Annotated in this window: 22 protein-coding genes; 10 read left to right on the plus strand and 12 right to left on the minus strand. The window is 68.9% G+C overall.

Going from position 1 to position 15,453, the window contains the following annotated elements:
* Positions 1–27: 27 nt before the first annotated feature.
* The 3 genes from H9L41_RS11685 to H9L41_RS11695 all read right to left on the minus strand — a co-directional run bounded on the left by H9L41_RS11685 (position 28) and on the right by H9L41_RS11695 (position 2,530).
* Positions 28–768: an SDR family oxidoreductase gene (locus H9L41_RS11685; protein ID WP_034607462.1), complete on the minus strand. Its 741-nt coding sequence runs from the start codon at positions 766–768 to the stop codon at positions 28–30.
* A 216-nt stretch (positions 769–984) separates the two neighbouring features.
* Positions 985–2,208 (minus strand): UxaA family hydrolase, encoded by a 1,224-nt coding sequence (locus H9L41_RS11690; RefSeq protein WP_028447122.1) that lies wholly within the window; start codon positions 2,206–2,208, stop codon positions 985–987.
* 1 nt (position 2,209) lies between these two features.
* Complete coding sequence (locus tag H9L41_RS11695; RefSeq protein WP_028447121.1) at positions 2,210–2,530, minus strand: UxaA family hydrolase; 321 nt, start codon at positions 2,528–2,530, stop codon at positions 2,210–2,212.
* Between the two features lie 201 nt (positions 2,531–2,731).
* On the opposite strand from H9L41_RS11695, the gene H9L41_RS11700 reads away from it, so the two are divergent.
* The 6 genes from H9L41_RS11700 to H9L41_RS11725 all read left to right on the plus strand — a co-directional run bounded on the left by H9L41_RS11700 (position 2,732) and on the right by H9L41_RS11725 (position 6,837).
* Positions 2,732–3,484, plus strand: coding sequence for a FadR/GntR family transcriptional regulator (locus H9L41_RS11700; RefSeq protein ID WP_051319221.1), 753 nt, complete (start codon positions 2,732–2,734; stop codon positions 3,482–3,484).
* Positions 3,485–3,571: 87 nt separating this feature from the next.
* Positions 3,572–3,760 carry a hypothetical protein gene (locus H9L41_RS11705; RefSeq protein ID WP_028447119.1) on the plus strand — a complete coding sequence of 63 codons (189 nt, stop codon included), beginning with the start codon at positions 3,572–3,574 and terminating at the stop codon, positions 3,758–3,760.
* The gene (locus H9L41_RS11710) at positions 3,741–4,025 is read left to right on the plus strand and encodes a type II toxin-antitoxin system RelE/ParE family toxin (protein WP_028447118.1); all 285 of its coding nucleotides are present in this window, start codon (positions 3,741–3,743) and stop codon (positions 4,023–4,025) included. Before H9L41_RS11705 ends, H9L41_RS11710 begins: the two co-directional genes overlap by 20 nt.
* Positions 4,026–4,031: 6 nt before the next feature.
* Positions 4,032–4,775, plus strand: coding sequence for a (Fe-S)-binding protein (locus tag H9L41_RS11715; protein ID WP_028447117.1), 744 nt, complete (start codon positions 4,032–4,034; stop codon positions 4,773–4,775).
* Positions 4,772–6,223: a lactate utilization protein B gene (locus H9L41_RS11720; protein ID WP_084300476.1), complete on the plus strand. Its 1,452-nt coding sequence runs from the start codon at positions 4,772–4,774 to the stop codon at positions 6,221–6,223. Before H9L41_RS11715 ends, H9L41_RS11720 begins: the two co-directional genes overlap by 4 nt.
* On the plus strand, positions 6,220–6,837 hold the full coding sequence (locus tag H9L41_RS11725; protein ID WP_028447116.1) for a LutC/YkgG family protein: 618 nt from the start codon (positions 6,220–6,222) through the stop codon (positions 6,835–6,837). Before H9L41_RS11720 ends, H9L41_RS11725 begins: the two co-directional genes overlap by 4 nt.
* Before the next feature lie 159 nt (positions 6,838–6,996).
* Here the strand turns inward: H9L41_RS11725 and H9L41_RS11730 are convergent, their stop codons facing one another.
* Positions 6,997–7,143, minus strand: coding sequence for a hypothetical protein (locus tag H9L41_RS11730; RefSeq protein WP_187523854.1), 147 nt, complete (start codon positions 7,141–7,143; stop codon positions 6,997–6,999).
* A 114-nt stretch (positions 7,144–7,257) separates the two neighbouring features.
* On the opposite strand from H9L41_RS11730, the gene H9L41_RS11735 reads away from it, so the two are divergent.
* Positions 7,258–7,686: a PRC-barrel domain-containing protein gene (locus tag H9L41_RS11735; RefSeq protein WP_034607460.1), complete on the plus strand. Its 429-nt coding sequence runs from the start codon at positions 7,258–7,260 to the stop codon at positions 7,684–7,686.
* Positions 7,687–7,819: 133 nt separating this feature from the next.
* Here H9L41_RS11735 and H9L41_RS11740 read toward each other — a convergent pair whose 3' ends face one another.
* Positions 7,820–8,095, minus strand: a complete 276-nt coding sequence (locus tag H9L41_RS11740; RefSeq protein ID WP_051319220.1) for a metallothionein — start codon at positions 8,093–8,095, stop codon at positions 7,820–7,822.
* An 81-nt stretch (positions 8,096–8,176) separates the two neighbouring features.
* Positions 8,177–8,614, minus strand: coding sequence for an outer membrane lipoprotein (locus H9L41_RS11745; protein ID WP_034607458.1), 438 nt, complete (start codon positions 8,612–8,614; stop codon positions 8,177–8,179).
* Between the two features lie 299 nt (positions 8,615–8,913).
* On the opposite strand from H9L41_RS11745, the gene H9L41_RS11750 reads away from it, so the two are divergent.
* Positions 8,914–9,249 carry a hypothetical protein gene (locus H9L41_RS11750; RefSeq protein WP_028447113.1) on the plus strand — a complete coding sequence of 112 codons (336 nt, stop codon included), beginning with the start codon at positions 8,914–8,916 and terminating at the stop codon, positions 9,247–9,249.
* A gap of 193 nt (positions 9,250–9,442) precedes the next feature.
* Here H9L41_RS11750 and H9L41_RS11755 read toward each other — a convergent pair whose 3' ends face one another.
* The 6 genes from H9L41_RS11755 to H9L41_RS11780 all read right to left on the minus strand — a co-directional run bounded on the left by H9L41_RS11755 (position 9,443) and on the right by H9L41_RS11780 (position 14,176).
* Positions 9,443–11,458: an AsmA family protein gene (locus H9L41_RS11755; RefSeq protein WP_028447112.1), complete on the minus strand. Its 2,016-nt coding sequence runs from the start codon at positions 11,456–11,458 to the stop codon at positions 9,443–9,445.
* 41 nt (positions 11,459–11,499) lie between these two features.
* Positions 11,500–12,015 (minus strand): DUF421 domain-containing protein, encoded by a 516-nt coding sequence (locus tag H9L41_RS11760; protein WP_028447111.1) that lies wholly within the window; start codon positions 12,013–12,015, stop codon positions 11,500–11,502.
* 466 nt (positions 12,016–12,481) lie between these two features.
* Entirely contained in the window at positions 12,482–12,859 is a 378-nt protein-coding gene (locus H9L41_RS11765; RefSeq protein WP_034607627.1) for a VOC family protein, read from the minus strand.
* A 38-nt stretch (positions 12,860–12,897) separates the two neighbouring features.
* The gene (locus H9L41_RS11770; RefSeq protein WP_169730214.1) at positions 12,898–13,284 is read right to left on the minus strand and encodes a type II toxin-antitoxin system VapC family toxin; all 387 of its coding nucleotides are present in this window, start codon (positions 13,282–13,284) and stop codon (positions 12,898–12,900) included.
* Between the two features lie 26 nt (positions 13,285–13,310).
* Complete coding sequence (locus H9L41_RS11775) at positions 13,311–13,586, minus strand: AbrB/MazE/SpoVT family DNA-binding domain-containing protein (RefSeq protein WP_157462052.1); 276 nt, start codon at positions 13,584–13,586, stop codon at positions 13,311–13,313.
* Positions 13,587–13,798: 212 nt separating this feature from the next.
* Positions 13,799–14,176: a hypothetical protein gene (locus H9L41_RS11780; RefSeq protein WP_034607456.1), complete on the minus strand. Its 378-nt coding sequence runs from the start codon at positions 14,174–14,176 to the stop codon at positions 13,799–13,801.
* 370 nt (positions 14,177–14,546) lie between these two features.
* Here H9L41_RS11780 and H9L41_RS11785 point away from each other — a divergent pair, with 370 nt between their 5' ends.
* Together H9L41_RS11785 and H9L41_RS11790 are read left to right on the plus strand one after the other, a co-directional pair.
* Positions 14,547–15,029, plus strand: a complete 483-nt coding sequence (locus H9L41_RS11785) for a GNAT family N-acetyltransferase (RefSeq protein WP_051319219.1) — start codon at positions 14,547–14,549, stop codon at positions 15,027–15,029.
* Positions 15,030–15,434 carry a hypothetical protein gene (locus H9L41_RS11790; RefSeq protein WP_028447106.1) on the plus strand — a complete coding sequence of 135 codons (405 nt, stop codon included), beginning with the start codon at positions 15,030–15,032 and terminating at the stop codon, positions 15,432–15,434.
* Positions 15,435–15,453 lie beyond the last annotated feature (19 nt).

The raw sequence follows: 15,453 nt of genomic DNA on the forward strand, positions 1-15,453 counted from the left end.
CCGACCTACCGAAATGCGCCTGTGCGGTCAGATCGTCACGCCGCCGTCGACCGAGTAGGCGCAGCCGGTGACGAAGGCCGATTCGTCCGAGGCGAGGAACAGCACCAGCGGCGCGATATCGTTCACAGAGGCCAGCCGGCCCATCGGCTGGCGCGCGACGAAGTCCTTCTCGGCCTGCACCGGATCGGCCGCGGCGGCGATGCGGCCGCGCAGCGACGGCGTGTCGACGGTGCCGGGGCAGACCGCATTGCAGCGGATGCCCTGCTTGACGAAGTCGGCGGCGATCGACTTGGTCAGCCCGATCACCGCCGCCTTGGTGGTGCCGTAGGCGCAGCGGTTCGGGAAGCCCTTGATGCTGGAGGCCATCGACGACATGTTGACGATGCTGCCGCGGCCGGCGGCCAGCATGCCCGGCAGCACGGCGCGCGCCAGCCGGTACATCGAGGCGACGTTGAGCTCCCACGAGAACGCCCAGTCGTCCGCCCCGACTTCGAGCACCGTGCCGGTATGGACATGGCCGGCGCAGTTGAACAGCACGTCGACCGTGCCGATGCGCGCGACCAGCGCCTCGATGGCGGCCGGATCGGTGACGTCGAGCCGGGCGGCGCACAGGCCGGGCCGGCCGTGCAGATCGGCCAGCAGGCCTTCGTCGCGGTCGGTGGCCCACACCAGGGCGCCCTCGGCGGCCATCGCCAGCGCGCTGGCACGGCCGATGCCCTGGCCGGCGGCGGTGACCAGCACGGTCTTGCCTGCGAGTCGTTGGGTCATGCCTGTCTCTCCGTGATGCCCTCGGGGCATTCTAATGAATCTGGTAGCGGTACCACATCGGTGCGAACGATCGGCCCACGCTGGCGCCAGACCGCTGCGCTGTTGTAGGAGCGGCTTTAGCCGCGAAAGCAATCGTTGCACTTCCAATAACCGCCGTGATGGCACCGGCCTTCGCGGCTGAAGCCGCTCCTACGTTCTAACTATCGCGACTTCCGTCTAAGCCGCCCGCCGCAGCGGCAGGCAGCTCGGCCCGACCGGCTCGAACGCCTTGTAGGTCAGGATGAATTCCTGGTGGCCCAGCGCCTCGGACTTGCTCGGCTCGCCGTTGGCGACGCGGCCGACCAGCCCGACGATCTCGGCGCCGAGCTGGTCCAGCGTCGCCTCGCCGGCCAAGAGGCGCCCGGCATTCACGTCCATGTCGTCCGCCAGCCGCGCATAGGTCTGCGGATTGGCGCAGACCTTGATCACCGGCGCCAGCGCCGAGCCGACCACCGAGCCGCGGCCGGTGGTGAACAGCGTCAGGTGGGCGCCGCAGGCGATCAGCTCGACGATCTCGGCGTTGTCCGAGATGTTGGGAAAGCCGAAGCGCACCTCGCCGTCGGGCACCACGTCGAGCAGGTAGAGCCCGCCGGCCGGCGGCACGTCGCCCGGCTTGATCAGGCCGGCGATCGGCGAAGCGCCGCTCTTGGCATAGGCGCCGAGCGACTTCTCCTCCTGGGTGGTCAGGCCGCCGTCGGCATTGCCGGGCGCGAAGCTGCCGTGGCCCAGCGTGGCGTAGTAGCGCGCCGCCTTGGCCACGCAGGCGACGATTTCCTCGCCCAGCTCGGGCGTGGCGGCGCGGCGCTGCATGTGGAACTCGCAGCCGACCAGCTCGCCGGTCTCCTCGAAGATGCAGGCGCTGCCGGCGCCGATCATGGCGTCGAAGGCGCGGCCGACGGCCGGGTTGGCGGTGATGCCGCTGGTGCCGTCCGAGCCGCCGCAGACGGTGCCGACCACCAGCTCGTCCCAGCCCATCGGCACGCGCGCCTCGCCAGCCAGGTGGTCGAGCGCCCAGCGCACCCACTCCACGCCTTCGGCGATGGTGCGGCGGGTGCCGCCGTGCTCCTGGATGGTCAGCGTGTGGACCGGCCGGCCGCTGGCGGCCACCACGGCGTCGAGCCCGCGCTTGTCGAAGCTCTCGCAGCCGAGCGACAGCAGCAGCACCGCGCCGACGTTCGGGTGGGTGGCGAGCTGACGCAGCATCTTGTCGGCGTAGGCGTTCGGGTAGCAGCCGGGAAAGCCGATCAGGTGGACCGGTCGGCCGCGGAATTCGAGCGTGATCTCGCGCGCCACGAAATGCGCGCATTCGACCAGGTAGGCCACCGCCACCACGTTGCGGATGCCCTTGCGGCCGTCCTGGCGCGGATAGCCGAGCAGCGGGGGGAGCGTGTCCAGCGTCATCTCAATGTCCGTCACGGACGAAAGAGCGACCGTCTTCCAGCGTGTAGGTCGGCAGGTAGTCGCTCTGCAGGTTGTGGGTATGGATGTGCTCGCCCTGGGCGATGGCGGCGGTGGCGCTGCCGATGACCGCGCCGTAGCGCAGCACCTTGTCGCCGGCCGCGATCGGCCGCCGGGCCAGCTTGTGGCCGCTGCCGACGTCGCGCGCCAGCTCGACCGCAAGGCCCTCGACCAGCAGCCGCTCGCCCGCCTGCAGCGGCGCGCAGGCCACCAGGCAGTTGTCTTCCGCCGCGAGCAGCAGGAGGCGTGGATCGGTAACGGCCATGTTCGATGCTTTCCAATGCTTGGGTCGATCCGGTCCCGTTGCGGCAGGTCCGGCGTATTGGCTTGAAGGTCTATTGGTCTGACCATTGAGCCAAACGATAGTTGTGCCATAATGCGTCTGTCAAGCGATGAATCGCGGCGGCGGACCGATGGTGCCGTCGCGCCGCGGCACCGAACGAGAACGCACAAGGGATGAACGAATATGGTGGGACGCCTGCCGCAGATCGAACCCAAGCGGCTGTACCGGCAGATCGCCGGCCTGATCCGGACGCATATCGACCAGGGCGAATTCGCCATCGGCAGCTACCTGCCGCCCGAGCGCGAGCTGGCCCAGCAGCTCGGCGTCAGCCGCGCCTCGGTGCGCGAGGCGCTGATCGCGCTCGAAGTCGAAGGCCGGGTGTCGATCCGGGTCGGCGCCGGCGTACAGGTGCTGAACCCGGCGTCAGCCGGGGGGGCGCTGGCCGGGGGATCGGCAACCAAGGCCGCGGCCGGCAACGGCGGCTCCGCCGCCGAGCTGCCCGAGATCGGCCCGCTGGAGTTGCTGGAAGCGCGCCGGCTGGTGGAAAGCGAGACCGCCGCGCTGGCCGCCCGCAACGCCACCGAGGCCGACATCGCCGCGCTCGAGGCGGCGCTGGCGCGCATGCTGGACGAGCACGCCAAGGGGATCCCGCGCCACGAGGGCGACCGCGACTTCCACTACGCGCTGGCGCGCGCCAGCGGCAACGGCGCGCTGCTGTTCATGGTGGCCACGCTGTGGGAGCAGCGCTACACGCCGGTGTTCGAGAAATTCGAGGAACACTTCTCCACCACCGAGCTGTATCGCGACGCCGAGGATTTCCACCAGCGCATCCTCGACGCCGTGCGCCGCCGCGACGCCACCGCGGCGCGCAACGCGATGAAGGCCCACCTCGACACGGTGAAGAAGGCGTTCTCGCGCAGCCTGTCGGGACGCTGACCTCGTCCGGAGGAACCGGACAACACCTTGAATAACAAAAGCTTAACGCAGGGCCGATGCTAGACTGCAAGCCGAAGGAGAGATGCCATGACCATGACGAGCACGCAGCCCTTGCGCGAGGCGGAAAAGGTCGCGCATGCCAAGCACCAGGAGTGGTTGGAAGCGGAACTGGACGCCGGCGATGCCAGCGCCGAAACCGAGGGCACGGTAACGGCAGACGAGCTGCTGGAAAGCCTGGACGCGGCCATCGACCAGCATGCCGGCAAAGCCGCTTAGGGTCGCCCGGCTAGCCCAGCGCGACGCCGTCGCCGCTGTGCAGTGGTACGCAAGCGAGGCCGGCGAAAGCGTTGCCCGTCGGTTCCGCGACGAAATCTCCGCCGCCCTGACCTGGGTCGCCGAACATCCGCTGGCCGGCAGCCCTGGCAACAAAGGCCGGCGTCGCAAGCATCTCGCGCATTTCCCCTACACCTTGTACTACCGGGTCCATGCCAGCCACGTGACCGTGCTGCGCATCATTCACCAGCATCAAAACTACCGCTGAGCCCGCATGCGCATCGCCCTCTTCATCCCCTGCTTCATCGACACCTTCTTCCCCGACGTCGCCATCGCCACGCTCGAACTGCTCGAGCGGCTGGGCTGCCGGGTCGACTACCCGCCCGACCAGACCTGCTGCGGCCAGCCGCTGGGCAACAGCGGCTGCCATGACGAAGCGCGCGCCTGCGAGACGCTGTTCGTGCAGAACTTCGCCGGCTACGACTACATCGTGGCGCCTTCGGGCAGCTGCGTGCACCACGTGCGCGACCACCTGAGCGCGGCGCCCGACGACGACGTCACCCGCCAGGTCCGCGACCGCACCTACGAGCTGGTCGAGTTCCTGCACGACGTGCTCGGCGTGCGCAACTTCCCCTGGGCCGAGTTCCCGCACCGCGTCGGCCTGCACAACAGCTGCGGCACGCTGCGCCGGCTCGGCCACGCCAGCGCCAGCGAGCTGAACGGCCCGGCCTTCTCCAAGCCGCTGGCGCTGCTGGCCGGCGTCAAGGGCATCGAATTCGCCACGCCGAGCCGGCCCGACGAATGCTGCGGCTTCGGCGGCACCTTCTGCATCACCGAGGAGCCGGTCTCGGCGCGCATGGGCTACGACAAGGTGCGCGACCACAGCGCGGCCGGCGCGAGCTACGTGGTGTCGGCCGACATGTCCTGCCTGATGCACCAGCGCGGCTGCGCCGAGCGGCTGGGCCTGCCGCTGCGCTTCATCCACATCGCCCAGATCCTCAACGGAGCGCGCGCATGAGCCGCCGCGTCGACCACGCCAAGGCCTCGCGCGCCTTCATCGGCGACGAGCCGCACATCCGCTTCCACGACAAGCGGCTGTGGGGCCTGCGCGAATTGCGCGACCAGGCCGCCCACGGCATCGCCGAATGGGAGCAGCTGCGCGCGCTGGCCTCGCAGATCAAGGAACACACGCTGGGCAATCTGGCCGGCTACCTCGAGCAGTTCGACCGCACGGCGCGCGCCAACGGCGTGGTGGTGCACTGGGCGGCCGACGCGGCCGAGCACAACCGCATCGTCCACGACCTCCTGGCCGAGCGCGGCGTCGACCTGCTGGTCAAGAGCAAGTCGATGCTGACCGAGGAATGCGAGATGCGGCCCTACCTCGAGGCGCGCGGGATCGAGGTGGTCGAGACCGACCTGGGCGAGCGCATCCAGCAGCTCGACGGCGAGATGCCCAGCCATATCGTGGTGCCGGCCGTGCACAAGCTGGCCGCCGACGTGGCCGAGGTGTTCGCCGACAGCATCGGCACCGACCGCGCCAACGCCGATCCGCACTACCTGGCCGAGGGCATGCGGCAGGACACCCGGCCCTACTTCCTGCGCGCCGGCGCCGGCATGACCGGCTGCAACTTCGCGGTGGCCGAGACCGGCACCGTGGTGGTCTGCACCAACGAGGGCAATGCCGACCTGAGCGCCAACCTGCCGCCCATCCACATCGCCAGCATCGGCATCGAGAAGCTGATCCCGCGCCTGAGCGACCTCGCGGTGTTCGTCCGCATGCTGTCGCGCAGCGCGCTCGGTTCGCCGATCACCCAGTACACCTCGCACTTCCGCGCCCCGCGCGAGGGCGGCGAGCTGCACTACGTGCTGGTCGACAACGGCCGCAGCGCGCGGCTGGCGATGGACGACTTCTGGTATTCGCTCAAGTGCATCCGCTGCGGCGCCTGCATGAACACCTGCCCGGTCTACCGCCGCAGCGGCGGGCTCAGCTACGGCGGCGTCTACGCCGGCCCGATCGGCGCCATCATCAATCCGACCTTCGACCTGAAGAAGTACAGCGCCCTGCCCTTCGCCAGCACGCTCAACGGCAGTTGCAGCAACGTCTGCCCGGTCAAGATCAACATCCACGAGCAGATCTACAAGTGGCGCCAGATCGTCGCCGCGCAGGGCCACGTCGGCTTCGTCAAACGCGAGTCGATGAAGCTGGCCGGCGCGGTGCTTGGCGATCCGCGCCGCTACCGCAAGCTGTCGGAGACCACCGGCCGCGCCATCGCCGGGCTGCCGCGCGCCTTCCTCTACAACCCGTTCAACGCCTGGGGCAAGCAGCGCGAGCTGCCGGCGGCGCCGAAGCAGACCTTCCACCAGTGGTATGCCGCCAACCGCCCCAGCGAGCGGGTCAAGCCGACCGTGCCGTGCATGGCCGAGCCCGCCGCCGAGCCGCCGCAGGACCAAGGAGAGACCCGATGAGCAGCCGCGTCGCCATGCTGGCCACCCTGCGCGCGCATGCACGCGCCGCCGTGCCGCTGCCCGAGGTGCCGCTGTTCGACCTGGGGCTGCCCGAACGGCTGCCGCAGTTCGTCGCCATGCTGGAGAAGATGGGCGGCCGCTGGATCGGCGACCCTGCCGCCGAGGCGACCGGCGACGATCTCGACGCGCTGCTGCGGCGGCGCTTTCCCGATGCGCTCGCCTTCTGCTCGGCGGTGCCCGAGGTGCGCGGCACCGTGCGCATCGAGGCGATCGGCGACGCGCGCACGCTGGCCGGCATCGACGTCGGCGTGGTGCGCGCCGGCTTCGCGGTGGCCGAGACCGGCTCGGTCTGGCTGTCCGAGGCGCAATACCGGCTCAATCCGCTCGGCTACCTGCCGCAGCACCTGGTGGTGCTGCTCGACCCGGCCGAGATCGTGCCCAACCTGCACCACGCCTATGCCCGGCCGGAATGGCGCGAGGCGCGCTATGCCGTGCTGACGAGCGGGCCGTCGGCCACGGCCGACATCGAGGGCGTGCTGATCCGCGGCGCGCAGGGGGTGCGCAGCCTGACGGTGATCGCACTGGGCCGGGCGAGCGGGCCGGCCGAGGCGTAGAAGACCCTTTCGCCAGGGAGCCGAGGTATTCGAGACCCAAAAAAGGCGGCACGCCGAAGCGTGCCGCGAACTCTCCATTTGAAGAGAGGAGTGAAGCTGGAGGCTGCCGGTCGTGATCGCCCGGCTAGCCGATGATTTTGAATATATTCATGTTAACGATTACAGTGAAAATTTTCCAGCCACAATATCTTTCCAAATATTTCCTTTTACTATCGTATCGCAAGAATAGCGCCCGGTGTCGTCGGCATCCAGTCCTCCACCCGGTGTAAATCCTGCCGTCCCCGATGCAAGAATGACCGCCGCCATCGGCCCGATCTCCGTCCCACGCGGCCCGGCGGCGGGCACGCCGCTTGCGCATGAGCGGGCAGGACCGTCGCAATCGCACGGCCCCTCCCCGTCCAAGCCAAGGAGATTCCGATCATGCTCAACACCCCGGCCATTCCCCCCGGCGGCGCCGCCATCAGCGGCTCGGCCGAATCGCTCAACCAGAATCCCGGCCCCGGCCCCTTCCTGATGCTGGCCGACACGCTGACCGGCAACGACGTGGTCAATCCGGCCGGCGACAAGCTCGGCGACATCAAGGGCATCATGCTCGATGTCCAGCGCGGCCGGATCGCCTACGCGGTGCTGTCGTTCGGCGGCCTGCTCGGCCTGGGCGACAAGCTGTTCGCCCTGCCCTGGTCGGCGCTGCTGCTCGATACCGACCGCAAGTGCTTCGTGCTCGACGCCGACAAGGAACGGTTGGAGAAGGCCAACGGCTTCGACAAGGACCACTGGCCGAGCATGGCCGATCCGCGCTGGGCCAGCGACCTTCACCTGTACTACGGCCGCCGTCCCTATTGGGAATGAGCCTGCGCGGTGCGCGCCGCGGCTTCGCGGCGCGCACCGCGTCGGATCGAGGCAAAGAGAAACGGACCGCACGATCGCGGTCCGCTTGCTTTCGATCCGTCTTTCGATCGTTCGCCACGCTGGCGAACGCCGCTCACATGCCCAGGTGCTCGGCCCCGGCCGGCGGCTGCGGCGACGCATCGGGCTGCCCCAGCGCCAGGTGATGCGCATGGGCGCAGTGATCGCAGCAGTAGCAATCGTTGCCCTCGCCGGCCACGCCATGGCCGAGGATGCGACAGCCGCAATGGGCGCAGGCCGGCGCCATGGCGAAGATCGCGCATTCGAAGCTGTCGAACAGATGGCGCGCACCGTCGCGCTCGACGATGAAGCCCGACCGCGTCGGGGCTCCGCATTGTTCACACTTGTCCATCTCGTCTCCTTTCGGGAAATCCGCCGGAACGGCGGACGCGGGCAGCGGATCGGCCGCCCGCGCCCGGCCGCGGGAGCGGGATCAGCGATGCATCACGCTGCCGCCGCGGACCTCGACCCGGTCGCCGGCGGCGAAGCTGCCGTCGTCCTGGGTGACGGTCTGGTAGCGGCCGTCGTCCATGCGGATCGACAAGCGATAGGACACGCGGTTTGCGTTGTTGCGGTCCTGGACCTTGTCGCCGACGTAGGCGCCGCCGACCGCGCCGGCGATGGTCGCGGCGGTGTTGCCGTGCCCCTTGCCGACCTGGTGGCCCAGCAGGCCGCCGATCACGCCGCCGACCACCGCGCCGGCGCCGACGCCGTCGGTGCGCTTCTCGACCACGGTGACCGACTCGACCGTGCCGTAGCGCTCGGCGTAGGAGACGCGCGAGGGCATGTCGGAGCGGGGCGGCGTGCTGCTGCAGCCGGGCGCGGCCATCAGGGCGGCGGCCAGCGGAAGGGCGATCCAGAGGGATTGCATGGCGGTCTCCTTGCGAGGGTGGATGCGGCAAGGCGTGCAGATTCCGTGCCCTGTCGCAAAAAGGCCGCCGTTTCGCGCCGGATCGCCGGTCCATCCAGGCTGCGGCGGGGCCATCGCGAAGCAGGATCGGAAGGCCTGCCCGCGCGCCGGTCGCCATGTAAGTTTTTCAGCGCGCCGGTAAAAGCTGCATCCCGCCTTGCCCCGTCCGGGCGACGGGTTCCAGGCCTGGCGCGGCCCGGCGGGCTGGCCCCGGAATTGCTGAGTGACCGGCGCCCCCTCATCCCGCCGGAGTCCCCGCCATGCTCTTCCAATCCAGCCCTGCCCCATCCTCGCCCTGCGCGCTGCTGCACGCAGACGGCGGCCGTGCGCCGGCCCAGCCCGATGCGGCCCGGCCGGACGATGCCGAACGTACCCTGCGCCCGCGCGGAGCCCGCCCCGGCGAACCGGCCGCGGTGCTGCTGCATGCCGTGCTGCGGATGGAAGCGGCCGGCGTGGAACCGTCGTACGAGCCCAGCCGCCCTGCGCGCGCGGCGATCGACGGCGAAGCCCGCCGCACCGACGACGCCGAATGGCGCTGGCGCGAGGCGCAGTGCGGCCAGGAGAAGGCCGGCGGGTCGAGTTATCTGCTGATGTAGGCGTTGGCGCCTGGCGCGCGTGTCGGCGCCGCGCTTGCCTCATTTGCGCAGGAGCGGCTTCAGCCGCGAATGGCCGAGTTTTCATGGGCCATTCGCGGCTGAAGCCGTTCCTGCAAGGTCTCGGATTTGTCGTAGGCGGGGCTTCAGCCCGACAGCGCCATGCATTGCGGCCGCTGCCGGGCTGAAGTCCGGCCTACTTGCCCTTCCCCGTTCCCTTGCCCTTCGCCGGCGCCTTCGCCCCGCGCTCGGCCGAGCGCTGCAGCAGCGCCGCGCAATTGCTGTCCTCGGCGCCGCCGAGCTCCACCAGCGGCAGGATCGCCAGCGGCCCCGCCACGCTGCCCAGCAGCGCGGCCAGGCCGGTCCGGCCCGCCGCCTGGCCCAGCGACGGCCGCACGTCCGGGTCGGCCAGCGTGCCCTTGATCAGGATCGGCCCGCGCAGCGCCACCAGGCTGACGTCCTTCGGATCGGCCACCAGCTTGAGGTCGAGCGCCTCGTTGCGCAGGTCGACGCCGCCCTCGCCGGTAATCACCTGCTTCTCGGTGTCGATCAGCAGCGTACGCACCTTCATCCGGCCGTCGTCGGCCGCCAGGTCGGCCACCGCGCAGCGGATCGGCACCGGCTTGTCGCCGGTCAGCAGGACCACCAGCGTATTGGTCACGTCGAGGTTGGCCAGCCGCAGCAGGAGCTTGCTGATCTCGCCGCCCTTCATCGCCAGCGCCGCATCGCCGCTGGCGCTGCCGAGCATGGCCGCGACCGAATTGCCGCGCGCGGCGAGCTTGACCCGTCCGCCGATCAGCCCGCTGCTGGCCTTGCGCAACTGCAGCTGCGGGAACAGCCGCTGCAGCTGCAGCCGCTGTACTTCGATCCGGGCCTGGGTCGCGATCGGCGTGCTGCGCGCGTCCATGGCGATATTGGCCGACAACTGGCCGCCGGCCATGCCGAACTTGAGCGGCTCGAGCCGCAGTTGGCCGTCGCGGATCGCCATGAAGGCGTCGAGATCCTCGAACAGCCAGTCGGCGGTGGTGATGTGCTGGCCGCGCAGCCGTGCCTCGACGTTGGCGGCATTGAGCTTGTCGAGCCGGAACTCGGCGTGCGGCAGCACCTTGCCCGACGGCTGCGGCGTCTTGTCGCCGTCGGCCTTGCGGCCGCCGATGAAACCGGCCAGGTCGGCCAGGTCGAGCCGCTGCGAGCGCAGGTCGGCCTCGATGAATTGCGGCTTCTTGCCGCGGTCGACGCTGAAGTCGCCGCCCAGGTCGCTGGCGCCGACGCGGCCGCTGAAGCGGCGCAGGCTCCACACCGCCGCCGAATGCTGCAGGTGGCCGCGCAACTGGTAGGGCCGCGTCGGCGGCAGCGGCAGGCCGAGGATGCGGTAGAGCTCGTCCATGCTGGCGCCGGCCAGGCTGAAATCGACCGACAGCCCGGCCAGCCGCAGCGGATCGGTGACGGTGCCGGACGCCTCGAAGCGGGTCTTGCCGATCTTGCCGCCGCCGGCCAGCGGATAGGGCCGGCCCGGATCGCGCAGGCTCAGCAGCGGCCCGCCGCGCAGCGAGACGCCGGCGTCGAGCTTGCGGTACCGGCCCGCCAGCGTGGCCGCCAGCGGCAGCTTGCCGCCCTGCCCCGGCGTCAGCGACAGGTCGGCCTGCAGCGCGGTGCCGGCCTGCGGATCGAGGAAGCGCAGCCGGCCCTGCCGCACCGCCATCTGGCCGATCACCAGCGGCCAGCCGCCGGCCTCGCCGCGCTCGAACAGCCAGTTGTTGCTGCCGTCGGCGCGCTTCTCCAGCAGCACGTCGGCGTTCTCCAGCGTCACCTCGGGCAAGACCAGCCGGTGGCTGAACAACCGCGGCAGATCGACCACTAGCTCGAGCCGGCCGACGCGCGCCATCTCCGGCGCGCTGCCGCCCGGCGTGTTGCCGAGCACCAGCTCGCGCGCGGTGATGCGCGGCTTGAGGCCCAGCTTCACGTCGAGATCGCCGCGCATCTCGAAGCTGCGGCCGCTGGCATCGCTGACGCGGCGCTCGATCATCGGCCGCAGCCAGTTCCACTGGAACAGCCAGCAGGCGAGGCCGATCAGCGCCAGCAGCGCGACCAGCACGGCCGCCACGCGCTGGCGGCGGCTCGTGCGCCGCCTGGCCGGCGGCGGCGAAGGCGGCGGTTCGCCGGCCGCAGCGGCGGGCAGCGTGGGATCGGTTGGAGTCGGCGGCATCGTCATGGCGACCTCTCTTGGTCTTATGGATACGGGTATCGGGTCGGTCAGCGGCGCGGTCGGATCGGCTGCCGGTCCGGCACGTCGAGAATGACGCTCAGCTGGCCGCTGCCCTCGAGATAGGCGTGGCGGACGTTGGCCAGCGTCTCCTGGCCCACCTGGCGCAGCTCGGTCATCAGCTCCTCCTCGGAAATCCGCTGGCGTTCGAGATTGCGCGGGAGCAGGCGGCCGTCGCGCACCAGCTCGACGCGCTCGCCCTCGACCAGGTTCAGCCTGGGAAAGCGGTGGTCGATCAGGTCGGTCAGCAGCGCCCAGCCGAGAATGGTGCCGGCCAGGACCAGCGCCTCGGTCACCGAGTGGTATTCGCCGGCCATACCGTTCTGCACAGCGTCGGCCAGCAGCACGATGGCCAGCAGATCGCCGACGCCGAACTTGCCGAGCGCGCGGCGCGGCATCAGGCGCAGGGCGATGAACAACGCGAGGTAGACCACGCTGCCGCGGATGAAGATCTCGAGCAGCGAGCCCGAGGGGACGAACAGCGCCGACCAGTCGACTTCGATCATCGGCGGGCTCCCGTCGTTGTAAGGCTTACCGCCCGGCCGGGCGTTTTCTGCGCGGGCACGGCGACCGCGGCCGGAAGGCGGGACGAAGCGATCTGGACAGCGAGGTCGGCAATGACGGGGGACAAGGCGGGCTCCTGCGGCGCGATGACGAGGCGGCGGCCGGACCGGAACCGGCGCCATTGCCTGGATCGCGGGCACGTTGCGTGCCATGTGCGGGAGCTGAAGGCAGTTGGCGACACACGCATGCCGCCAAATCGGGGGAAAGAACTTAAGTATTCAGCACACGACGCCGCTTCAGCGCACGACGCTGATATAGCTCCTCTCCCGTGCACGGGAGAGGGGTTGGGGGCACCCGGCGTAGGGTGAGGGGCGTCCTACGAAGAGCCGCCCCTTCCAGCCCCCGGAATTACGTTCTTCCGAATTTGGACTACCGGACAGCTATAGAAACAAAGCCGAATCAAACGGACTAGAAGTTGTAAAACACCCGAATCACATTGCCATCCAAATCGCCCGCCACGAATTCATGCAGCCGCGACCACGACTTGGATTCCGGCGGATGCACGATCCGGGCGCCCTGCCCGCTCCACTTTGCATGAAGCGCATCCACGGCGTCCTTGCTGTCGAGATTGAGCCAGATCACCACCGGCGCCGGGTTGCCGAAGTATTCGCGGAAGGATTCATCGGTCACGAATACCCGGCAATGACCTTGCGAGATGCCTGCAATGCCGCCGCCGTCGCGGCCCCAATCCACCTTGAAGCCGAGTGCGTGTTCGTAGTAATCGAGCGCCCGGGCCAGGTCGGTCACCGGGATCTCGGGTACGGCGGCGGGGAAATCGTTAGTCACCAGGCCCACTCATGAACGGAACATGCAGCCGAGCAGCATTACATCGGCAGTCGCATCAAACCAGCCGGCAGGCGAAGGCCGACATCATGGCTCACCACCCACGAACACCAGCTGGCCACGGCGCTGGCGATATGCAGCGCATCAGGCAGTTTCATCCGCGTTTCCGCCCGCAGCGCGGCAGCTTGACGCAGGATCGTGCGATCGATCGGCACCAGTTCCACTTCGCCTCCGGTCAGGAAGGCGTCGTAGGCTTGGGCAATGGCGGCCTGTTCCTGCCGCAACGGCTGCACCAGCACTTCAGCCAAGGTCAGTTCACTGCTCACCAGCACGGCATCAGCGGCCACCACCGCACGCAGGACCGCTTCCACCCGCTCGTAGTATTCCGGGAAGGCTTCGATCAAGTAGATGACGACGTTGGCGTCCAAGTAGACGCGCGCGCCTTGCTCGATGCTTACCATTCGTCGCGCGCATGGCGGATCGCCGCATCGGCTTCCGCCGCGTCGGCATAGGCACCCCGGCCAGCGCCGTGATGGCGCCTCAACCGTTCCAACCGAGCACCGGCGGCTTCGTCCAATTCGGCCGCCGCTGGCGGGCTACGCCGCACGATGCGCACGGCCTCTCCTTCCAGCGAAACATCCAATGCGTCGCCGTCTTCCAGCTTCAAGGCGGCGAGCACTTCGTCCGGCAGGGTAATTCGGTGATGTTCGAGACGGACGATGGCTCCCATGGCGGGCCGGTCCTTGATCAAGTTGGGCGTGCGGCCATTGTATGCCTTCCTCTTCCCCGAACAAGCCGGACGGGGTAGGCACGTTCCCACGCATTTTCCGGCATCCGGACCATTCTTTTTTCATGCTGGACTCACTCTCGGAGTGAATTGAATCCACTCCTGCACACCCCTGCCCCGAACGCCAGTTCGACGCAAAACGTGCGGCCAGACGCTCAGCTCGCCCAGCAGAACCGCGTCAGCGCGAAGCTGAGCGCGAACAGGTAGCCGAAGGCGAAGCGATCGATCCGCAGCACTTGCTGGCCGCGCCTGGCGCGCCAGGCGCCGAGTGCGGCCATGCACAGGCCCGCGGCGACCGGCGTGGCAATCAGGTTGACCCAGCGCCACGGCGTGCCGGCCAGCATGCTGTGCGGGAACAGCGCGAGGCTGGCGCCACCCAGGAGGGCACCGACGATGGCATAACCCAGCGCGGCCAGCCAGGGGTTGGCCGGCTTGCGGTCGGGATCCGCCAGGCTTCTCAGGCCGAGCTCGAACAGCAGCTCGCCAATGATTTGAACGACGAATTCGAGCAGTAATTCGAACAGGATTTCCATCGATTCAAAGGACTCGCGTTGTGGCGGCCGAACGGTTCGGCGATGCCGGAGGTGCCGCATGTTAATCGGAACCGGTCGGACCGCCAGGCGACGCCTTTCCGCACGGGCCGCGCATGCGATGCCTTCCCCGCTCCGTCCACGTTCGCGGAGCCAAAACGGCAGCGCCCCGCCCACGGTAAGACACGATCGAATCCACGCCGCGTCCGCGACCCGATTCGCCTAGAATCACGCGCGCCGCCCGCCGGCCGCGGCGCTTGCGGCCATTCGAACAACGCCGCGGTGGCCGCAATCGCGTCCCGGCAAATCCTCATTCAAAAAGATCGATCCGAATCTCATGACATCCAGCATTTCACTGAAGCAATGGGAGGCCTTGACCGCTCCCGAGCGACAAGCCGTCCTGAGCCTGTCGGTCACCGACGAGCAGATCGAATTCGCCGGCAGCGTCGAACGATCGGTCGAGCGCTGTAACGCCGAGCCGGACGGACAAGTGGCCGGCCTGGCCATCTTCGAGTGCGACGCCATCGTGGGCTTCATGCTGCTCAAGCGCGCCACGGTCGAGCAGGCATGGGCGAACCCGTCCGACGCGCTGGTCACCGCGATGCGCATCGACCTCGCCCACCAGGGCAAAGGCTTCGGCACCGCGGCGCTGCGCGCGGTCCCCGGCTGGATTGCGCAGCATTGGCCGGACTCGCGGCGGCTGGCGCTGTCGGTGGACGAAGAGAACGCAGCGGCCCGGCGCGCCTACGAGAAGGCGGGCTTCATCGACTCGGGCGTGCGTGAAATGGGCCGCATCGGCTGGGTCCGCTACCTGGCCATGCCGCTGGAACAGTTGGCCGATGCAGCGGCCGCTTGAATGCGGCCCCTCGAACCAGGGACGACCCTAACCTATCGCTTCCTGCCGCTGCTGATGGCCGCCGTGCTCTCCACCTCGCATGCGGCCCGGGCCGATGAAGCCGAGGACCCGGCGCCGAAGCCGACATCCAAACCGATGTGCGCCAATCTCCAGGAGATCATGCAGCGCATGTCGACGCAGTGGACGGCCCTTGCCAACCGCCAGCGGATCGGGCTGGGGTGCAGTCTGGATGCCGCGGTCACGGTCGAGCACCGTGCAGTCGTCCAGGTCGGAGTGCTGCGCTCCGATTGCAAGCCGCCTGCCGTCAAGCTGGCCATGGAGCAGTTGCAACGGCTCGAGTGCGATGTCGAAGAAAAGGCGGTCCTGTCGGTTCCCGTCAAATTCTATATCGAGCCTTTTGAGTGAGCAGGTACTCCAGGCGTAG

This window comes from Chitinimonas koreensis, assembly GCF_014353015.1.
Lineage (GTDB): Bacteria > Pseudomonadota > Gammaproteobacteria > Burkholderiales > Chitinimonadaceae > Chitinimonas > Chitinimonas koreensis.